This window comes from Herbiconiux sp., assembly GCF_023264855.1.
GTDB lineage: Bacteria > Actinomycetota > Actinomycetes > Actinomycetales > Microbacteriaceae > Herbiconiux.
Window position 1 is genome coordinate 13,410 of sequence record NZ_JAHFUW010000055.1, and the last position, 19,367, is coordinate 32,776.

A 19,367-nucleotide genomic window follows, 5' to 3' on the forward strand; every position below is an offset into this window, starting at 1 on the left:
CGGACCCGGTCTCGCCGCTCACAGCGCGAACCCGGCGGTGAACGCGGCCTGCGCCTTCTCGGGCGTCTCGGCCAGGTCGGCGAGCAGGATCAACTCCCCCGCAGCGACGTCGCGCGTGAGCACGGCCCCGCTCAGCAGGTAGTAGGCCGAGACGGAGACTTCGGCCGCGGCATCCGGATGCGCCGCCGCCTCGCGGTCGATGATGACCGGGGCGACGCCGGCGATCTCGTGGTGGTGCCCTTCGACGCGGAAGCGGGTGCCGGCCGCGAGGTCGACGGCGGCGCGGGCCGCGAGCACGGTGTGCTGGCGCGGGCGCCGCTCGGGTGCGCTGCCGTCGGCCGCGTCGAGCACCGAGAGCACGGTCTCGACGCCCATGAAGTGGTAGGGCCAGTAGATGCACGCGTACTCGCCGGAGCGGGACACCACGTGGCCTTTGCCGCGCAGCAGCTCCCAGGTGACCGGGTCACCGGTCTTCACCACGGCGAAGACGCCGCCGGCGAAGCTCGCCTCACCCGGCAGGCGGAGCATCGAGAACACGTCGACCACGCGGTCGCGGTGGCGCAGTCCGCCGTCGGCGCGCGCGGCGTAGATGTCGGCCAGCTCGTCGGGGCGGGCCACCGGGTAGTGCATCGCCTCCACGTCGGCGCGGGCGCCGGAGTAGAGGGAGACGACGGCCATCTCGCAGGAGTCGGCGGCGGCGGAGCGCTTGAGGCCCGCGACCGCCCGGGAGCGGGCGGCGAGGGTGGCGGCGAAGTCGTCGCCGCGCTCCAGCAGGGCGCCGAGATCGGGGGCGAGCAAGGTCTCGTCGACCTGCGTGACCGTCTCGGCCTCGGGGTCGTAGACGAGGTCGTACTCGCTCGACTTGCCGAGCGCCACGACCTCGAGGCCGGTGCGCTCCACCCAGTCGAGCAGGCGCAGCAGGTTGGCGGGCTGGTCGCCGTCGCCCGGCAGGTAGCGCACGCCGGCATCGCGAGCGGCGGCGGCCAGGCTCACCCCGGCGAGCGACTCCACCTCTTTGCTCACCATGATCACGTGCACGCCGTGCGCGATGGCGGTGGCGGCGTAGTCGTAACCGGCGTCGATGCGGCCGGTCGCCTCGACGAGCACGTCGACGGCGCTCCAGTCGACGTCGTCGATCGAGGAGACGAGGGCGGGAGCGGCCGTCGAGCCGCGGCCCGTGAACTCCAGCTCGTCGAGCATCTGCTGCACTCCGGCGGTGTCGGGGTCGATCAGCTGCGTGGTCACCAGGCGGGGCAGCGCCCGCACCTGGGCGAGGAAGGTGCGGCCGAATCCGCCCCGGGCGCCGGTGAGGGCGACACGGATGTCGGCCGGAGCCTGCGGGGGTAGCGCGTGGGAAGTCACCGTCGGTCCCGTCTGCACGGGTCGTTCCGTGCGTTGGAGTGTCTGTACTGCTGCAGTCGTCGCAGCCGTCGACGGCGATGCTCTGCCGCGACGATTCGGCAACCATACACACAAGCCGATCAAATTTTCAAACTTTGCAACACGGATTCACATGTGATGGAATGGCGACTGCCCGACAGCGGAGCCGTCTCGCTGTCGGAGCCGTTCCGATTCATCCGCCACCTCGAAGGAGAGCCCGCCGTGATCCGTCTGGGAGCCATCGCCGACGACTTCACCGGCGCCACCGACCTGGCCACCTCTCTACGCGAACGAGGCCTGCGGGTAGCCGTGGTGCTGGGCGCCGAGGCCGTTCCCTCCGTCGAGGAGGCGGCCGATCTCGACGCCGTCATCGTCGCCCTCAAGTCGCGCACCGCGCCGGTGGGCGAAGCGGTCGGCAGCTCGATCGCGTCGATCCGCGCGCTGGAGCCGCTGCATCCGGAGCAGTACTTCGTGAAGTACTGCTCCACCTTCGACTCCACGCCCACCGGCAACATCGGCCCGATCCTGGATGCGGTGCTCGACGAGGTGGGCGAATCGCGCACCGTCGTCGTTCCGGCTTTTCCCGACAACGGCCGCACGGTGTTCCGCGGCCACCTGTTCGTGCACGATCAGCTGCTGGACGAGTCGCCGATGCGGCATCACCCGCTCACGCCCATGAACCAGTCGAGACTGGCCGGGATCCTCGCCCCGCAGACCGCGCGCGCCATCGCCGAGGTCACCGTCGACGCCGTCTGGCAGGGTGCCGCAGCGCTCAGCGACGCGCTGGAGGCGCTGCCGCGCGACACCTCCTACGTGGTGGTGGATGCCACCACCAATGCCGACCTCGAGACCATCCAGGCCGCCACGGCCGGCTGGCGGGTGCTGTCCGGCAGCGCCGGTCTGGCGTTCGGGATGCGCGGCGAGCACGATCCCGCGTCGCAGCGCTTCGACGTGCCCACCGGCCGCCGGCTGGTGGTGTGCGGGAGCGCCTCGGCCAAGACCCGCGCGCAGATCGCCGACGCACTCGAAGCGGGCGCATCCGGTCACCAGCTCGACATCGAGCGGCTGCTGGGCGATCCGGATGCCGTGGTCGACGACGTTCTCGCCTGGCTCTCCGGGCTCCCCTCGGCCGCCCTGCCGGTCGTCTACTCGGTGGCGTCGCTCGACGACGTGAGGTCGACGGCGGCCGGAGAAGCCGTGGAGGCGGCGCTCTCCGCCCTGGTCTCCCGCGCCGTCGCCGAGCTGGGCGTGCGGCAGGTGATCGTGGCCGGGGGCGAGACGTCCGGTGCCGTCACCACGGCGCTCGGCTGCCGGCGCCTGCTGATCGGCCCGCAGATCGCGCCCGGGGTGTGCTGGTCGTTGTCGCAGACCTCGGGGCTCGGCACGGCGCACGACGGGCCCGCGCCCACCGTCGCACTCGCTCTCAAGTCGGGCAACTTCGGCGCCGACGACCTGTTCACCACCGCCTGGAAGGCCCTCTCGTGACCGACGTGACCGCACCGCTGGATCGCGACGACTCGGCGGGTCCGGTCGATCCGCTCGATCCGGTCGCCCTGGTCGTCGCCGCCGGCGCCCGGGTCGCGGCCGCCGGAATCAGTCCCGGCTCCAGCGGCAACGTGAGCGTGGCGCACGGCGACCGCGTCTACGCCACCGGCACCGGCACCGATCTCGGCCGGCTGCGGCGCGAGGACATCGCGGTGCTCGATCGCGAGGGCCGTCACCTGCAGGGCCCCAAGGCCTCGAAGGAGACTTCGCTGCACCTCGCCTTCTACCGCAAGAACCCCCTGCACACCGCCGTGGTGCACGTGCACTCCCCCCAGGCCGTGGCGCTGTCGTGCCTCGAGCCGTGGAGCGAGCTGAGCGCAGTGCCGCCGCTCACCCCGTACTTCGTGATGCGCGTCGGCCAGACGCCGATGATCCCGTTCCGCACGCCCGGCAGTCCCGAACTCGGCGAACTGGTGCTCGAGCTCGACTTCCCCTTCCACGCGGCGCTGCTCGCGAACCACGGCCAGATCACCAGCGCCACGGATGTCACGCGGGCGGTCGAGGCGGCCGTCGAACTCGAAGAGGCCTGCCGGATCGCCCTGCTGACCGGCGGCCACCCCCGCCGGATGCTGCCGGAGGCCGACATCCGCTCGCTCAGCGAGAAGTGGGGAACGCCGTGGGCGGCGAGCCCGGCCGATGCCGGCACCCCGCCCGTGTCGTCCGCCGCCTCCACCCCCGCGCTGCGCAGCGCCCTCTAAACTGGTCGCATCGAGGAGGTGCCGTGTCCGATTCCGAAGAGACGCCGCTGATTCCCGAGCAGCGTCGCGAACTCATCGTGAAGCACCTGCGCCGGGAGTCGGTGCTGAGCTATCACCAGCTCACCGCCCTGCTCGGGGTCAGCCACATGACCATCCGGCGCGACATCGCCGCGCTCGAGGCGGCCGGCCGTGTGCTGGCTACGCCGGGCGGCGCGAAGATCTCGTCGCGCCTGTCGGTCGAGCCGAGCCGGCTCGAGAAGTCGGCGCTCGACCTGCTCGAGAAGGATGCGATGGCCCGTGAGGCCGCGTCGCTCGTGCGCGACGGCATGACGGTGTTCCTGGATGCCGGCACCACCATCCAGGCGATGCGCCCCTACCTCGACGCGGTCACCGATCTGACGATCGTGTCGAACGACCTGGCGGTGATCGGCTCGTTCCTGGATCACCCGACGGTCGACCTGATCGCCCTCGGCGGCCGGGTCGAGAAGAACAACCAGTCCACGGTCGGCCGGCTGGCCGCCCTCACGCTGCGGGAGCTCTCGATCGACATCGCGTTCGTCTCGTCGAGCTCGTGGGATCTGCAGCGCGGCGTCACCACCCCCGCCGAGTCGAAGATCGAACTGAAGACCACGGCCCTCGCGGTGTCGTCGGAGTCGGTGCTCGTGGCCGGCTCGTCCAAGTACGGCAGCTTCGGCCGCTACCGCATCTTCGGCATCGACGAGGTCGACCTCGTGATCACCGACAGCGGCCTGCACGACACCGCGGCAGCCGCCATCCGCGAGCTCGGCACCGCCGTGGTGCTGGCCGATCCCACGGCCGACGCGGCGAACACCCGCGCCGCCGGCTGACGCCACCGCACCGCCTCCCCGTCGCCCCTGCCGCGATCGGTAGGTTGGAGGGATGCTCCTCTTCTCCGCCGTGGCCGCTCTGCTGGGGCTGTGGTGTCTCTTCGCCCCTCCCCGCGCGATGCTGTTCGGCTCGCGCTGGCAGCTGCGCAACGGTCAGGATGCCGAGCCGAGCACGGCCTGGATCGCCTACACGCGGGCCTCGGGCGTGCTGCTGATCGTCGTCGCGATCGGGCTGCTGATCTGGTTCTTCGTCGCGCAGGGGCAGAGCCAGACCCGCGCCTCGCTCAAGGAGGCCTGGGGCATCGGCCTCTTCACCTCCGTCGGCGACCTGCAGATCGACCTCGACCCCGAGGTGGAACCCGTCACCGACGTGGAGGCGACCCTGGCCGGCTACACCGGCAAGGAGCAGGGCCTCACCGTCTGGCGCTCGGCGATCGTGGGTCAGGATGCCGTGGGCGACCTGGGCTCCGACGTGCACGACGGAGACCTCGTCGTTGCGGTCCTGGCCGGCGGATGCCGCCCGGGGCCCGTGCTCGTCGAGGAGACGGACACCACGGTCACCGTCTCGGTCACGGGCATCGGGTACACGCTCTACGACGACTACGTGGTGATCTGCGGCGCGAAAGAGGCGGGTTCGCTCGTACCGCCCGATGCCGAGGCCCTCCGGCTGGTGCGCGTGCCGCTCGCCGCTCCCCTGGGCGACCGCGAGCTGGTGCTCCCCGCGCCGCCCGAGCGCGATCAGGGCTCACTGCTCCCCGTTCCCGGCCTCGGCACCCCGGCTGCCGGCTGAGCGGCTCGTTCTCCCGAACCCGGACCCGACCCGGATCGGCTATTCGGCGAGGGCTGCCAGTTCCGCGAGCACCCGCGGGTGCGCGAGCACGCGGAAGTGCCCGCCGGTGTCGAGCTCGACGTTCTTCGCGCCCGCCAGCGCGCTTCCGCCCGGGATGTGCGGGTCGAAGCGGCCGTACACCGACACGATCCGCGCGTTCACGTCGGCGTGCCTCGTGAGCTCGAGGATCGTGGCATCCGTCGGCCGGAAGATGCGCAGGCTCCGCGCCGGCAGGTACCGGGCGTAGCGCGAGCCGCCGAAGGGCGCTGCCACGGCGAGCATCGCGTCGATCCGCGCCGCCGAGGCGCCGAGGCTCATCGCGTACTTGCCGACGAGCCCGCCCTTGCTGTGCGCGACGAGCACCACACCGGCGAGATCGTGCCGGTCGAGGTAGTCGGCGACGAGCGCGGCGGCCTCGGGGACCGGCCGGTTGTTCCAGCGCAGCGGCCCGACGACGTGCACCGGATGCCCGCGGTCGTGCAGTTCGGCGATCAGCGGATGCAGGAACCGCCAGGTCTCGTACACCCCGGGGATCACCACGAGCGGTGTCGCGGTGCCGGTCTCGAAGTAGCGCGGGTCGGTGCGATCGACGAGCGCCCGCAATTGCCAGGTCACGGCGTAGAGGTAATCCCGCGCCCACCAGGCGGCCTTGCGCACCCGACCGGTGCGCATCCGCTCGGCCCCCACCCCCTCGGCCCCCACCCCGCTCAGCGACCCCGACTGCCGGCGAACAGGGCGTGCAGCAGAGGCAACACGGAGACGGCCATCAGAACGGTGCCGAACACGGCGTCGTCGGCGCGCAGCACGGCACCGGCCACGAGCAGGGCCGCGAACAGCACCGCCGAGATGCCGCGGCGGGCGGTGCGTTCGAGGCCGGCGACCCGGCGCTCGAGATCGGGCGTGCGCACGGCGACCGAACCCTCGTCGACCCGCGTGATCAGCGACTCGATCTGCTTCGGCAGCCGCCAGATCAGCCCCAGGTTCTCCAGCGCCTGCTTGCCGAGATCCTGCGCCAGGTTGCCGCGCTCCTCGCGGATGAGCTGCTGCGCGTAGGGTTCGACCGAGTTCCACAGGTTGAAGCCCGGGTCCAGCGCGCTGCACACCCCCGAGGTGAGCGACATGGCCCGGATGATCAGCAGGAAGTTCTCGGGCAGCTGGAACGGCAGCGACCGCACCACGTGCCCGAACTGCTCGCCGAATTCGCGGAACTCCCGCGGATCGACCTCGCGCAGCTCGGCGAAGCCCATCCCGCCGAAGCGGGCGAACAGCTGGGTCAGCGCGCGCTCCAGCTCGGTGGTCTCGGCCGACTGCAGCAGCACGCCGAGCTCGCGCGCCGCATCCACGAGGCCCTTGCCGTCGCGCGAGGCGGCGGCGATCAGCATCTTGCGCAGGCCGCTGCGGGTGTTCACACCGACCTCTCCCATCATGCCGAAGTCGATGAAGGTGAGCTTCCACGCGGGCGACCCCTCCGGAGCATCCGGAAGCGGCGTCACGAAGATGTTGCCGGGGTGCGGATCGGCGTGGAAGAAGCCGTTGGTGAACAGCTGGTCGAACATCACGGCGGCGAACACCGGCGCCACGTCGGCCGGATCGATGCCGGCCGCGGCGAGCGCCACCGCATCCGTGATCTTGATCGCCGTCACGTCTTCGAGCGTCAGCACGCGCCGGGTCGAGCGCTCCCAGACCACCTCGGGCACGCCGACGCGGGCGTCGCCCTCGAACTCCGCCGCAAAGCGGACCGAGCTGGCGGCCTCGTGCAGGTAGTCGATCTCCTCGAGCGAGGTGAGCGCGAACTCCTCCACCAGCGCGGGGGCGTCGACGCGGGAGTAGACGAGGCGCACGTGGCTGAGCCATCCGCCCACCTTGCGGAGGGCAGCCAGGTCGACCTCCACGATGGCGTCGATACCGGGCCGCTGCACTTTCAGCACGACGGCTTCGAGGCCGGTGTCGGCGGCATCGGCCGGTGCGAGCCGGGCCCGGTGCGCCTGGCCGAGGGATGCCGCGGCCACCGGCGTCTCGTCGACCCACGCGAAGGCGCGCGCGAGCGGCATGCCCAGCTCGGCCTCGGCCAGGCGCCGGATGAGGTCGAACGGCACCGCCGGCACCTCGTCCTGCAGCCCCTCGAGCTCTTTGGTGATCTCCGGCGGCAGCACGTCCAGGCGCGACGACATGAACTGGCCGACCTTGATCATCAGCCCGCCGAGGTCGACGGCGAGAACGTGGAAGCGCCGCGCGAACCGCTGCATCCGCCGGGCACGGGTGCGCTCGGCGACGCGGGTGAGCCCGAAGCGCGGGAGCACGAGTTCGTACCACCAGGTCACCGCGAGATTCCAGCCCGCGAACCTCAGGATGCGCCGGTAGCGCGCGCGGGCCTCGCGCGCACTCGGAACCGAGTCGCCGCGGTCCGGTCGGGCCGCGCGCTCGGCGTTGACCGGGCGCTCGGGGGGAACTGCGCTCACCCGGGTCAGTCCTGGGCGAGGATCGCGTACAGCCGGCGGCGCGCGTCCTCGAGCTCGGCCACGGCCTGCTTGACCTGCTCCGGGGTGCCGGTGCGGCCGACCTGGGCAGCGGCCTGTGCCAGCTCGAAGCCGGCCTTCGGGAGGGCGGCGAACTCGCCCTTGTCGGTGCCGGCACCGGCATCCGTTCCCGCTCCGAAGCCGTCGCCCGACGTCCAGGGGGCGGATGCTCCCGCACTCGCCACCTGCGCGCGGCCGGCCTCGGTGAGCGCGTAGGTCTTGCGGCCGTTCGACTCCTCGGCCGAGATCAGGCCCTCGTCGTTGAGCAGCTGCAGGGTCGGGTAGACCGAGCCCGGGCTCGGCTTCCAGCTGCCGCCGCTGCGCTCCTCGATCTCGTGGATGATCTGGTACCCGTGCATGGGCTGCTCGGCGAGCAGCGCGAGCACCGCCGCGCGCACGTCACCGCGGCCCATCCGGGTTCCCACGCGCTTCTCGAACTTGGCGCGGAACTGCTCCATCGCCTGCCAGATGCCGTCGGTGTGACTGCCGGTGCCGAAACCACCGGCCGAGTACGAACCACCCATGATGCTCTCCCTGCGTGCGTTGCCTTGCGTGGAATGCGGTGCGCGTGCGAACCGCGAACGATACTCAACGATATACACGGTCGGAGCGCCACGGGAGGGTCGAACGGATGACCCAGCGAATGAACAGCAAGCGTCCGGAGTCAGCCCAGAAGTTCCCGGATGTCGCTGCCCGTGATCTTCGATCCGCCCGCCGCGCCGCCCTCGGCCATCACGCTCGCGAAGAGCTTGGCCTTGGAGTCTTTGAGCGTCATCACCTTCTCCTCGATGGTGTCGCTGGCCACGAGCCGGTACACCATCACGTTCTTGGTCTGGCCGATGCGGTGCACGCGGTCGACGGCCTGGGCCTCGGTGGCCGGGTTCCACCACGGGTCGAGCAGGATGCAGTAGTCGGCCTCGGTGAGGTTGAGGCCCACCCCGCCCGACTTCAGGCTGATCAGGAAGACCGGGGCGGTGCCGTTCCGGAAGCCGTCGATCACCTGCGTGCGCTTGCGCGTCGCCCCGTCGAGATAGGCGAACTCGATCTGCTCGGTCTCCAGCCGGCTCTTCACGCGGGCGAGGAAGCTGGTGAACTGGCTGAAGATCAGCACCCGGTGCCCTTCGGCCACGATGTCCTCGAGCAGCTCGAACAGCACGTCGATCTTCGTGGAGGGCACCTCGGAGTGGGCGTCGTCGATCAGGCTCACGTCGAGCGCGGCCTGCCGCAGCAGCGTGAGCGAGCGGAAGATCTGGAACCGGTTCGAGTCGAGATCCTCGATCAGGCCGAGCACCTTCTGCCGCTCGCGCTGCAGGTAGGTGTCGTAGATCTTGCGCTGCGCCGGGTTCAGCGCGACCTCGATCACCTGCTCCTGCTTCTCGGGCAGGTCGGCGGCCACCTTCTCCTTCGTGCGGCGCAGCATGAGGGGACGGATGCGGCGGCGCAGCTGCTTGAGCAGTTCCGGCGCCGACTCCTCGTTCTTCTCGATCGGGGTGCCGTAGTAGTCGGTGAACTGCTTCGGGCCGGCGAACAGCCCGGGAGCGACGATCGAGAACATCGACCAGAGTTCCATCAGGTTGTTCTCGATCGGGGTGCCGGTGATCGCGAACTTGACCGGAGCATCCAGCCGCCGCACGCACTGATAGGTGGAGCTCTGGTGGTTCTTCACGAACTGCGCCTCGTCGAGGATGAGGCCGCTCCACCGCAGCGCGTCGTACTGACCGAACCCGATGCGGAAGAGGGCGTAGGAGGTCACCACGATGTCGGCGCCGCGCACCGCCTCGGCCAGCGTCGTGCGTCGCCGGCTGCCGGTCGACTCGATCGTGGCGACCCGCAGACCCGGCGCGAACCGCGCGGCCTCGGAGGCCCAGTTGCCCACGACGCTCGTGGGCGCCACCACGAGGAAGGGCGGAGCATCCGGAGCCAGGGCACGCTGCCGGGCGATGGTGGCCAGCATCTGCACCGTCTTGCCGAGGCCCATGTCGTCGGCGAGCACCCCGCCGAGGCCGTGGTCGGCCAGAAAGCTGAGCCAGTCGTAGCCGTGCTGCTGGTAGCCGCGCAGGGTGGCGTCGAAGCCTTCGGGCAGCTCGACGGGGGCGATCTGCTCGGCCGCCGAGAGGGCCGCCACCGCACTGCCCCAGGCCTCGGCCTGCGCGGTGACGATGCCGATCTCCTGCAGCTCGTCCCAGAGGCCGGTCTGGTAGCGGCTGATCGCGAGCTCGTCGCCGGGCTTGTCGAGCAGGCCGCGCGCCTCGGTGATGAGGGCGCGCAGGCGGTCGAAGCGCGGGTCGTCGAGCCGGAAGTACACGCCGTTGGGCAGGATGAGGTACTCGTCACCGGTCGCGAGCGCCACGAACAGCTGGTCGAACGGCACCTCGGTGGAGTCGACCGTCACCTCGACGGCGAGGTCAAACCAGTCGCGGTCGCCCTCGCGCGCCGAGGTGGCGAGGTTGATCACGACGGCCTCCTGGGCCTCGCGGTACTCGGGTACCTCGCCGTCGAAGGTCACGCGGGTGCGCTCGAGCGCCTCGAGCCGCGGCACCTCGTGCTGCAGGAAGTCGACCATGGTCATCCCCCGCAGCCGCGACTGGGCGAGCAGCCTGCCGGAGTACGGGTCGCCGAGCATCGGGAACCGGATGACGGATGCGCTCACGCCCGCGACGATCCGCTGCTCGGTGCGGGTGTCGCGCAGGGCGAGCTCGTCGGCCCGCGCGGCGCTGGCGGCGCTGTCGATCTCGGGGGTGTCCGGCGCGGGCCAGAGCGGTGCGCTGCGCCCCGCATCCGTCGCCGCGTCCGTCGCCGAGCCGGGAACCGCGTAGTGCCAGTCCCAGTCGAGCCGGATGCCCTGGCCGCCCTCCTGCACGACGGTGAGCACCAGCGTCGGTTCGGGCGGTGCGGGCAGGTCGAAGCTGGCGTCGCCGGATCGCACGGGGAGGGTCGTGCGCAGGCGGGGCAGCACGCGGGTGGTGAAGTCCTCGATCTGCGGGGCGGGAACGGTCACCGGCTCCGGCGAACGCAGGAGGTTCTGCGTCGCCGAGCCGATCGGGGCGTCCAGGCGGATGAGCTGCAGCGCCTGGCGCTTGAGGTCGGCCGCCCCGGCGCGACGGGTGCCGGCCGGGCCACCCGCACCGCCCGCCTGCTCTCTGAGGTACAGCCCGTGCGCCGGATTGCCGATGAAGCCCACCTCGGCGTGCGCGATGGCCTCGTCGCCGATCCGCACGATCGGTTCGAGGCGGAGGCCGTCGTCCACCGAGCGCACGTCGAGGTGCACCTCGGCGCTCTCCGCCCGCAGCCGCACCGGCGGCAGCGTCGGCTCGGAGTGCAGCAGCGCGATGCCGAGCTCGGCCGCGCGGTCGAAGTAGCTCCAGACGGAGCGGCTGTCGAGGTCGTCGAGGTAGAGCCACACCTCGCTGCTCTGGCCGTACTGCGCCCGTTCGGGCCCCATCACGAGCCCGTAGAGCTCTTCGAACCACACCAGCTGTTCCGAGGCGAACAGGTCGTCGCCGCCGTAGCGCAGCCGCTGCCAGCTGGCCTGGGTGCGCCCCCAGGCGCCCTTGTCGTCGAGGGCGACGGGCCGCATCCCGAGTCGCACGGGCTGGGGGCGGCGGGCCCGGCTGCCGTAGCCGGCGCGGGTCGAGAGCTTGGAGGTGTCGCGCAGCTCGAACTGCAGGGCCAGCGGCCGGATGCTGCCCGTCGCCTCGCGCACGGGCCCCTCGCCGATCAGCGAGAGCAGCGTGCGCTCCCACGGTGCGGTCGCGGGTGCCCCCGCGCTCGCCCCCGCACGTTCGCCCACCCGGGTCGACCGGGGCGGCGCGAGTCGCACCTGCTGCGCCCGCACGGTGAGGTAGGTGGCGGCGGCGTGCTTGCAGTTCGCGTGCACCGGGCAGGTGCAGGCGCTGGCCTGCAGCTCGAGCGCGGTGCGATTCGCCGAGCGGAAGGCGAGCGTGGTCACGTACCGCGCCCCCTGCGATCCGTCGACCTGCGCCCGCAGTGTTCGCCCGTCGGCCGACCAGCGGATGTCGCTGACGCGGTTCTGCAGGTAGTACTTGCGGCCGCGGTCCAGCGCCGCCGCCCCCACCAGGCTGCGCAGCTCGGCATCCTCGTCGAACGGCGTTTCGGGCATCCTTCCATTCTCCCAGACCTGGGGCGTGCTGTGCACCGAGTGGCCTGACCGCCTCCGGATGCCGGGTGCAACCGGGCCGGCCTCGTCGTCAGCGTTGGAAGACGTCGTCGAGCGTGACGGTGCGCAGGCCCCGCTCGGCGATGAGCGCCTGCAGTTGCGGGAAGACGTTGGTGACCGGTGCGAAGTTGAGGTGGCCGATCACGATGTGCTGCGGCAGGAACCACGTGGTCGCGAACTCGACCACCTGCTGCTCGGTGATCAGGCCCGAATCCGAGAGCGTGCCGTACCAGAGCACCGGGCAGGTGTAGCCGATGCTCGCGGCGAGGCGGTCGACGCGGGCGTCGTGGTAGCCGAACGGCGGGCGGAAGTAGGGGCGAGCATCCACCCCGTAGGTGCGCAGGATGAAGTCGTGGTTGCGCTGCAGCTGGTCGATCACTCCGGCGTCGCTGAGCTTGGTGAGGTCGGCGTGGTCGAACGTGTGGTTGCCGAGCTGGATCTGCCCGGACTGCACGAGCGGGCGCAGCAGGTCGGCGTTCTCCGACCAGCCCGAGTACGAGCCGTTGAGGAAGTAGGTGAGGCGGGTGCCGCTCGCCGCCGCGAACTCGGTGTAGAGGCGGATGACCTCGGCGTTCGAGCCGTCGTCGACCGTCCAGGCGAGCAGGTTCCCGTCGCCGGGGAGTGCGGTGAGGGATCCGCCCGGAAGCGCGACCTTCTGCAGGTCCGGGGTGAACTCCGCCTGGATCGGCGTGGGTTCAGGAGTGGGCGTCGGCGACGCGGTGGGGGCCGGCGAGGGCACGGGCGGCGTCGCCGTGCCGGGGTTCGGGCCCGGTGTCCCGGCTGCTGCCGTTCCGGCCGGGGGCGACTCGGCCCACGAGACGGCGGCGACGGCGGAAGCGCTCGCGACGACGACCACACCCAGCGCCCCGAGGAAGAGGCGACGATCGATGACGACCGGTTCTCTGCGCGCGCGGGCATGCCTCGGGGTCAACGCTGTCCTCAGGGTCTCGGATGCGCGGCCGGCATTCCGCCACCGCTTCGACACCTGACGATAAGACACGGGTGTCCGCCGCCGCTACCACGTCTTCGGGTGTCAATCCCCGATGTGTCACCCCGATCCGGATCCGGATCCGCAGGCCCCGTCCCCGATCCGGATCCGCCTCAGTCCCGCACCTGCGGCGGCAGCAGCCGCCAGCCACCCCGCAGCACCAGCCGCTCGGCATCCTCTCGCCGGCGCCGGTACAGCCGGATGAAGTCGATCACCGCCCACGCCTCCATCGCGATGCCCACCACGAGCACCCCGATGCCGAGCGCGGCCGGGTCGCCCGGCTCCGGCTCGGCGATGAGGAAGATCGAGAACAGGATCACGAAGAAGCCGAGCAGACAGAGCACGAAGGCGAGGGAGAAGCGGAACCGGCGCACGGACTGGGTCCAGGCGAGAAGGTGGGGCGCGGCGAGTCCGCGGCGGCGCCCGTCGGCATCGAGGCCGGCCCAGGAGGCATCCGCCAGTCGGCGCCGGTGCCGCACGTCGGCGTCGGCGGCCGCGCACCAGGCGAGGTAGAACAGCAGGCCGAGGCCGAATCCGCCGCCCACGAACGCCGCCACCACGTCGTTGTCGAGGCTGCGCTCGAGCTGCTCCTGCACGACGGCGAAGACGATCGCGACCGCCGCGACCGCCAGCGCGGCGATCAGCAGCCAGAAGAAGACCCGGCGCAGGCGCCGCGCCGCAGGAACGTCGGCGCTCAGCGCCGCATCCGCTGCCGTGTCGTCGGCCTCCCACTGCCGTTCGAGGCGCATGGCCTCGCGCGCAGAGATCACGGTCTGCGCGGAACCCGGCGGCGTCGCATCCGGAGTCGTCCCGGCCGTCGTCCCCGGATGCTCGACCGGCTCCCCGAGCTCGGCGAGCATCGTCTCCCGAGACACCTGCGACTTGCCGCCGCCGTTCGTGTACGACACCGCCTCGGCGCGTTGCCGTTCGGTGAGTTCCGACCCCCCGGCCTCCCCGGGAACGTGCAACGGCAGCTCCCGGACGAACCGTGCCAGGGCCGCGACGCCTTCGGCGTCCAGCCCGCGCATCGGCTGCCCCGCGACCAGCACCCGCACCGACGGCCCTTCCGCCGACACGAACCGGTAGACGAGATAGGCCGCACCGTTGCCCGACGACACCGACCGCCACGCCTCGGTGATCGACTCGAGCGGCACCTCCTTGCCGCGCAGCCGAGCGACTCGCCGATCCGGATCCCACTCCACCACGCCGTAGGCCGCGAGGAGGCCGATCACGATCCCGCCGCCCAGCACGGCCCACACGCTCAGGAAGGCCAGCAGGTAACTCCACGCCCCCGCCCCGAGCGCCACGAACACCGCCGAGGCGGGCGCCGCCAGCAGAACACTCCCCCCGCCCGTGACGATCGCGATGAGCCGCCACCGCGCCGCCACAGGATGCTGCCCGATGCGAATCATCTCCCCACCGTCCCACGCCGTCCCCTCTCCGACAACCGTCGGGAGCTAGGGAGTATAGTTACACCTATACAAGGAGGCGCCGTGTCCGACCACATCCGAGCTGCTCGCAACCGCGGTGGACTGTCGATCTACGACCTCGCGGCCTCGCTCGGGGTGACCGCCGGCGCCGTCTCGCAGCTGGAGCAGTCGGAGCGTGCAGGGACGATCAAGGTGGCGTCGCTCGAGCGGGCTCTGGCCGCCTTGGGTGAGAACCTGCACACGTCGACCTCACGCATCACGATGGCTCAGAGAAATCTGATGACCGCGCGAACGGCGGCGCGGGCGATCGAGTCAGAGCTCTCAGCGTCCGATCCTGCAGCGGCACTCCGGCTCACGATCCAGGCGATAGACCACTTCCATCGCGCCTCGTCCGACAACGAGATCCAGGACTTCCTCAAGAAGCCGGCCCCACTTGCCGACGAACGGTGGGATACCTTCTTCGCGACGGCCGTCGGCTGGGGCGCCACGCGGCGGGGCGTCACGCCGCCTCGGTGGACGAAGAGACCGCCCCTCCTGCACGAGTGGGTCCCCGGCCCCGACGACACCTACTCCCCCGGATATGTCGACTTTCTCAGGATCGATGCTGAACCCGAGTTCTTGGAGCGTGGCATCGTCATCCGCGAACGCGATCTGAACGCGGCATGACCGCAGTACGTCTTTTCTCGGCCGACGAGAAGACATCGATGGCTTGTTCCGACCGTTCGAGGTCGTGCGAGAGGAGGCCGCCGCAATGGCTGCGGAGCATAGCCTTCCCTCGGACTGGATCAACCAGAGCGCCTTCGCCTTCATGAGCTTCGAGATCGACGATACGGACGCTCGGGCATCGTCACTCTGATCCGGCATCTTCAGATCACCGATCCTGACGAGATCGTCGATCTGACGTTCGACGTATTCGGGGAAGACGGGGTCACCCTGACAGACAGTCGCGAGAGCGTCCTCCTCCAACCCGAGGAGATGATCCGCCTCTCGCATCGCGCCAGAATTCTCACCGATCGACGGTTCTTCTCTCTCACGGGCCCCCAAGGGCACGCACGACCAACGGGGTCACGCCGCGCGGCCACGACCGCGACGAGAGCCACCATGTCGGCGACGAGATGAATCAGCGTGAGCGCCGCGCGAACCGTGGCGGCTGCGGTGATCGTCTCGGATGGAGTACTGCGCGCGGGGCGACGGCTGCTTCAGCCGACCAGAAGCATCATTCGAGGGCGGTGCGGAGCCAGGCGCGGGCTCGGCCGAGCAGCGCGCGGGAGGGGGCCGCGTCGCGGGCCCAGTTCTCGAAGCCGTGCGGGGCGCCGGGCACGACGTCGAGGGTCACGGGCACGCCGGCCTGCTCGAGGCGGCGGGCGTAGTCCACGTCTTCGCCGTAGAAGAGCTCGATGTCGCCGACCGCGATGTACGTCGGGGGCAGGCCCGAGAGATCCGCCCGTCGCGCGGCGGCCGCGTACCGCGGCACGTCTTCGCCGCCGAAAGCCTCACCGAGATACCCGCTCCAGCCGACGCGGTTGGCGCGGTTGTTCCAGACCCAGTGGTCGAGGGCGTCGAGCGATTCGTCGGCCGCCGTGCGGTCGTCGATCATCGGTGCGAACAGCAGCTGCCCCACCGGCCGCACACCGCCCTCGTCGTGCAGTCGCTACACGAGCGAGGCGGCCAGCCCACCGCCGGCGCTCTCGCCCGCGACCACCACGCGATCCGGATCGACACCCAGCTTCGCGGCCTGCGACTGCAGCCAGAGCCACGCGCCGTACACGTCGTCGAACGGCGCGGGAAACGGATGCTCGGGCGCGAACCGGTAATTCGCCGAGACCACCGGGATCCCCAGCTCCGACGCGGTTCCGGCGCAGAACGCCTCATCCTGCCGGGCGTCGCCGAACAGCAGGCCGCCGCCGTGCACCCAGAACAGAGCGCCGTCGCCTCGGCGCTCCCCCGGCGTGTAGAGACGGATGCGAGCGCCGTCCGCCTTCACGGTCGAGACTTCGACGCCCTCGACGCGAGGCACGCGCATCACCCGGGTCGCGATCCGGATGACGGCGCGCAGCCAGGCCTTCGACGGGTCGGTCGCGGGCAGCTTCAGCGTGGCCGCCCGCAGTGCGGGGTCGACAATCTCGATGTCCATGTCCGCGCCTTCCCGCGCCCCTGCCCGGTTCCGGTCCGCCGCCCGCCCGCGCCTACTGCACCGACCAGCCGCCGTCCGAGGGCAGCACCGCACCGTTGATGTTCACCCCGTCGTCGCTCAGCAGGAACGTGATGGAGGCGGCGAGCTTCTCGGCGGTCGCGATCGAGGGGATGGTGCGCTGGAACGGCGTCAGGCGCGCCGATCCGCTCTCCGACGGGCTCGCCGCCATCGGGATGCCCGTCGCGACCCCGCCCGGAGCCACCGCGTTCACCCGGAGGCCCTGCGGCCCGTACATGAACGCGGCGCTGCGGGTGAGCCCGATCACGCCGTGCTTCGAGACCGTGTAGGCGTTGCCCGAGGCGTTGCCGCGCAGCCCGGCCTCGGAGGCCGTGTTCACGATCGACCCCGTCCCGGCGGCGAGCATCACGGGGATGACCGCGCGGGTCAGCTTGAACGACCCGGTGAGGTTGATGCCGATCACGCGGTCCCACATCGCATCCGAGGTCTCGTGCAGCGGCGAGAAGTCGTCGTTGATGCCGGCGATGTTGGCGAGACCGTCGATGCGCGCACCCGCGGCCGCCACGATCGCGTCGATGTCGTCCTGCTTCGTGATGTCGCCGGCGAGCGTCACGACCTCGGCATCCGCAACCGAGGCGGCGAACTCCTGCAGCCGGTCGGCGCTGATGTCGACGGTCACCACCCGGCCGCCTTCGCGGGCGATGCGGGTGGCGGTCGCGCGTCCGATCCCGGATGCCGCACCGGTGACGATCACGGTCTGGCCGGCGAAGCGCCCGGGGGTGATCTTCTCGACCCAGCCGGTGGCGACGCCGGTCTCCTCCGGCGCGACCCCGCCGTTGGCCTGCAGCACGAGGTCGTCGACAACCGACTGCGGCATCTGCCCCTGGCTCATCACGACGAGCTGCTGCAGCGGCAGTCCGCTGACCGGGGCGAGGGCGTCGTCGCCCACTCCGGACGCCGACAGCAGGCCCCGGATGAGCGGCCCGCCCACCGGGTGCTCCAGCCACGTTCCGATGGTGCTGCCGGCGGTCAGGGGTGCAGAAGTGTCGGCCATGATCGGTCCTTTCGAGGATGCTCGGGCGACGATGCTCGGGATGGGCAGCCGCCTGGCTTCCGACGATAGTAATTCACGCCCGTGAATACAAGAGGTGAGCGCTACAGTGTGGTGATGACCGCCGCTGATGAGACGCCCTCGGAGCCCCGCACCCGTCGCGGCCGAGGCAACCGCGCCGGTCTCACGCAGGCCCGCATCGTCGAAGCGGTGCGCGACCTCGACCCCGACACGATCACGGTGCAGGCCGTGGCCGACCGCCTCGGCGTCGACCGCGCGACGGTGCACCACCACATCAGCGATCTCGGCACTCTCCGTGAACTCATGGCGCTCGATGCCTTCGCGGCCGAATTCCAGCCGGTCGAGATCGCACCGGATGCCACCTGGCGAGAAGCCTGCCGAGCGCTCGCGTACTCGATGCACGATGCAGTGATCGCGGCCAACGGCCACGGCGCCTACATCGAGCTGAGTTCGACCGACGTGGTGCTGCTCGAACCCGTCGAGCACACGCTGCGCATCATGATGGCGGCGGGTTTCGACGACGAGACCGCCGCCCGCGGCCTCGCCACGCTGGCGAGCTTCGCGGCCGCGGCGGCCCGCGAGCAGCTGGTCGCGCGCCGCAGCAGCGGGCACCCCCAGGTACCCGAGCTGCTGCGGGCGCTCGACGATCCGCGCGGCGCCGGCTTCACGAATCTCCGCCGGCTCGCCGAGGCCGATCTCGTGGGTGTCGACGACGCCCAGCTGCACACGAGCATCGACCTCATCCTCGACGGCATGGCCGCGCGCCTCGCGAACTCAGGCCGCTAGCACTCACCCCTTCGTCGACCCGTCGCATTGTGCCGCTATTGCGCCGTCATAGCGGCACAATGCGACGTCTCGATGCGCCGGGGAAAAGACGTCAGAGCTGGTCGGGGAGGCCCGCCCGGCGAAGGAAGGCCTCGCGGTCGGCGTTGCGCGTCACCGGCTTCGCCGGAACGCGGGTCGGCACGTGGTCGGCTGCCCGATCGGGGCCGCCCACCACGCCGCCGGTAGCGGTGTCGATGTCGTCGTCCACCTCGAAGCCGAGCTCGGCCAGCTGGGCGGTCGCGTCGTCGGACTCGCGCGCATCCTGAGCCCGCGCATCCTGAGCCCGCGCATCCCGAGCCCGCGCATCCTGAACCCGAGCATCCCCGGGTCGAACCGCACCGGGGAATGCGGATGCCGTGGGCAGCCGGGCCGTGTCGGTCCAGTCCGCCGAGGTGGCGATGCGGGCCGTCTCGGTCAGATCGGCCGTGGTGCGCTGGTCACGTTCCGGCTGCGCCTCGGCCGCCTCGAGGGAGCGCTCCCACTCCCCCATCCGTGCCTCGGCCCGCTCGCCGGCGTACCCGGCCCACACCTGCAGCGCCCGCTCGATCACCGATTCCTGCTGCTCCAGCACGGCCTGGTTAACTCGCTTGCCGAACGCGAGCTGGCGCTCGGCCCGGTCCTCGGCGACGGCGACCTGCACCCCCGCCTCGACCTCGATGGCCCGGGCACGCTCCGACGCCCAGATCGCACCACCCGACACCTCGCCGTCCTCCCGCAGATCGACCATCCGGTCGTACGCGGTCGGCACGCCGAGGTTCGACAGCACCTTCACGATCACCGGCAGCAGCTCGATGCAGATGAACAGCAGCGCGATCATGATGTGCGCCACGTTCAGCAGCGCGTTCGCCTCGCCGAGCCGGAACAGCGCCTCGAGCCGCGACAGCAGCCCCGCGCTGTTGTCGACGGC

The 19,367-nt window shown here is 71.1% G+C and carries 15 protein-coding genes and 1 pseudogene; 6 read left to right on the forward strand and 10 right to left on the reverse strand.

Annotated features, from left to right (window positions below):
• Positions 1–18: 18 nt before the first annotated feature.
• Complete coding sequence (locus Q0D75_RS17780; RefSeq protein ID WP_291056585.1) at positions 19–1,380, reverse strand: homoserine dehydrogenase; 1,362 nt, start codon at positions 1,378–1,380, stop codon at positions 19–21.
• A 138-nt stretch (positions 1,381–1,518) separates the two neighbouring features.
• Here Q0D75_RS17780 and otnK point away from each other — a divergent pair, with 138 nt between their 5' ends.
• The 4 genes from otnK to Q0D75_RS17800 are packed head-to-tail and all read left to right on the forward strand — an operon-like array spanning position 1,519 to position 5,261.
• Positions 1,519–2,865 (forward strand): 3-oxo-tetronate kinase, encoded by a 1,347-nt coding sequence (otnK, locus tag Q0D75_RS17785; protein WP_291056593.1) that lies wholly within the window; start codon positions 1,519–1,521, stop codon positions 2,863–2,865.
• Complete coding sequence (locus tag Q0D75_RS17790) at positions 2,862–3,623, forward strand: class II aldolase/adducin family protein (protein ID WP_291056596.1); 762 nt, start codon at positions 2,862–2,864, stop codon at positions 3,621–3,623. Before otnK ends, Q0D75_RS17790 begins: the two co-directional genes overlap by 4 nt.
• Before the next feature lie 23 nt (positions 3,624–3,646).
• The gene (locus Q0D75_RS17795) at positions 3,647–4,471 is read left to right on the forward strand and encodes a DeoR/GlpR family DNA-binding transcription regulator (RefSeq protein ID WP_291056599.1); all 825 of its coding nucleotides are present in this window, start codon (positions 3,647–3,649) and stop codon (positions 4,469–4,471) included.
• Between the two features lie 52 nt (positions 4,472–4,523).
• A complete protein-coding gene (locus Q0D75_RS17800) occupies positions 4,524–5,261 on the forward strand; it encodes a hypothetical protein (RefSeq protein WP_291056602.1) in 738 nt (245 codons plus the stop codon).
• Between the two features lie 39 nt (positions 5,262–5,300).
• Here the strand turns inward: Q0D75_RS17800 and Q0D75_RS17805 are convergent, their stop codons facing one another.
• The 6 genes from Q0D75_RS17805 to Q0D75_RS17830 all read right to left on the reverse strand — a co-directional run bounded on the left by Q0D75_RS17805 (position 5,301) and on the right by Q0D75_RS17830 (position 14,393).
• Positions 5,301–5,972, reverse strand: coding sequence for an alpha/beta hydrolase (locus tag Q0D75_RS17805; protein WP_291056606.1), 672 nt, complete (start codon positions 5,970–5,972; stop codon positions 5,301–5,303).
• Between the two features lie 35 nt (positions 5,973–6,007).
• On the reverse strand, positions 6,008–7,759 hold the full coding sequence (locus Q0D75_RS17810; RefSeq protein ID WP_291056609.1) for an AarF/UbiB family protein: 1,752 nt from the start codon (positions 7,757–7,759) through the stop codon (positions 6,008–6,010).
• Between the two features lie 5 nt (positions 7,760–7,764).
• Positions 7,765–8,340: a PadR family transcriptional regulator gene (locus Q0D75_RS17815; RefSeq protein ID WP_291056612.1), complete on the reverse strand. Its 576-nt coding sequence runs from the start codon at positions 8,338–8,340 to the stop codon at positions 7,765–7,767.
• A gap of 140 nt (positions 8,341–8,480) precedes the next feature.
• Complete coding sequence (locus Q0D75_RS17820; protein ID WP_291056619.1) at positions 8,481–11,936, reverse strand: DEAD/DEAH box helicase; 3,456 nt, start codon at positions 11,934–11,936, stop codon at positions 8,481–8,483.
• A gap of 88 nt (positions 11,937–12,024) precedes the next feature.
• Positions 12,025–12,924 (reverse strand): polysaccharide deacetylase family protein, encoded by a 900-nt coding sequence (locus tag Q0D75_RS17825; protein ID WP_291056622.1) that lies wholly within the window; start codon positions 12,922–12,924, stop codon positions 12,025–12,027.
• 170 nt (positions 12,925–13,094) lie between these two features.
• Positions 13,095–14,393, reverse strand: coding sequence for a hypothetical protein (locus Q0D75_RS17830; RefSeq protein ID WP_291056624.1), 1,299 nt, complete (start codon positions 14,391–14,393; stop codon positions 13,095–13,097).
• A gap of 81 nt (positions 14,394–14,474) precedes the next feature.
• Between Q0D75_RS17830 and Q0D75_RS17835 the strand changes: the two genes are divergently transcribed.
• A complete protein-coding gene (locus Q0D75_RS17835) occupies positions 14,475–15,077 on the forward strand; it encodes a helix-turn-helix transcriptional regulator (RefSeq protein ID WP_291056628.1) in 603 nt (200 codons plus the stop codon).
• 550 nt (positions 15,078–15,627) lie between these two features.
• Here Q0D75_RS17835 and Q0D75_RS17840 read toward each other — a convergent pair.
• Both Q0D75_RS17840 and Q0D75_RS17845 read right to left on the reverse strand, forming a co-directional pair.
• Positions 15,628–16,545 (reverse strand): annotated as a pseudogene (locus Q0D75_RS17840) (alpha/beta hydrolase).
• Positions 16,546–16,597: 52 nt separating this feature from the next.
• Entirely contained in the window at positions 16,598–17,617 is a 1,020-nt protein-coding gene (locus Q0D75_RS17845; RefSeq protein WP_291056633.1) for an SDR family oxidoreductase, read from the reverse strand.
• Between the two features lie 114 nt (positions 17,618–17,731).
• On the opposite strand from Q0D75_RS17845, the gene Q0D75_RS17850 reads away from it, so the two are divergent.
• The gene (locus tag Q0D75_RS17850) at positions 17,732–18,421 is read left to right on the forward strand and encodes a TetR/AcrR family transcriptional regulator C-terminal domain-containing protein (protein ID WP_291056635.1); all 690 of its coding nucleotides are present in this window, start codon (positions 17,732–17,734) and stop codon (positions 18,419–18,421) included.
• A gap of 91 nt (positions 18,422–18,512) precedes the next feature.
• Here Q0D75_RS17850 and Q0D75_RS17855 read toward each other — a convergent pair.
• Positions 18,513–19,367, reverse strand: an 855-nt coding sequence (locus tag Q0D75_RS17855) for a DUF4407 domain-containing protein (protein ID WP_291056637.1), incomplete at its 5' end; no start/stop codon positions are given.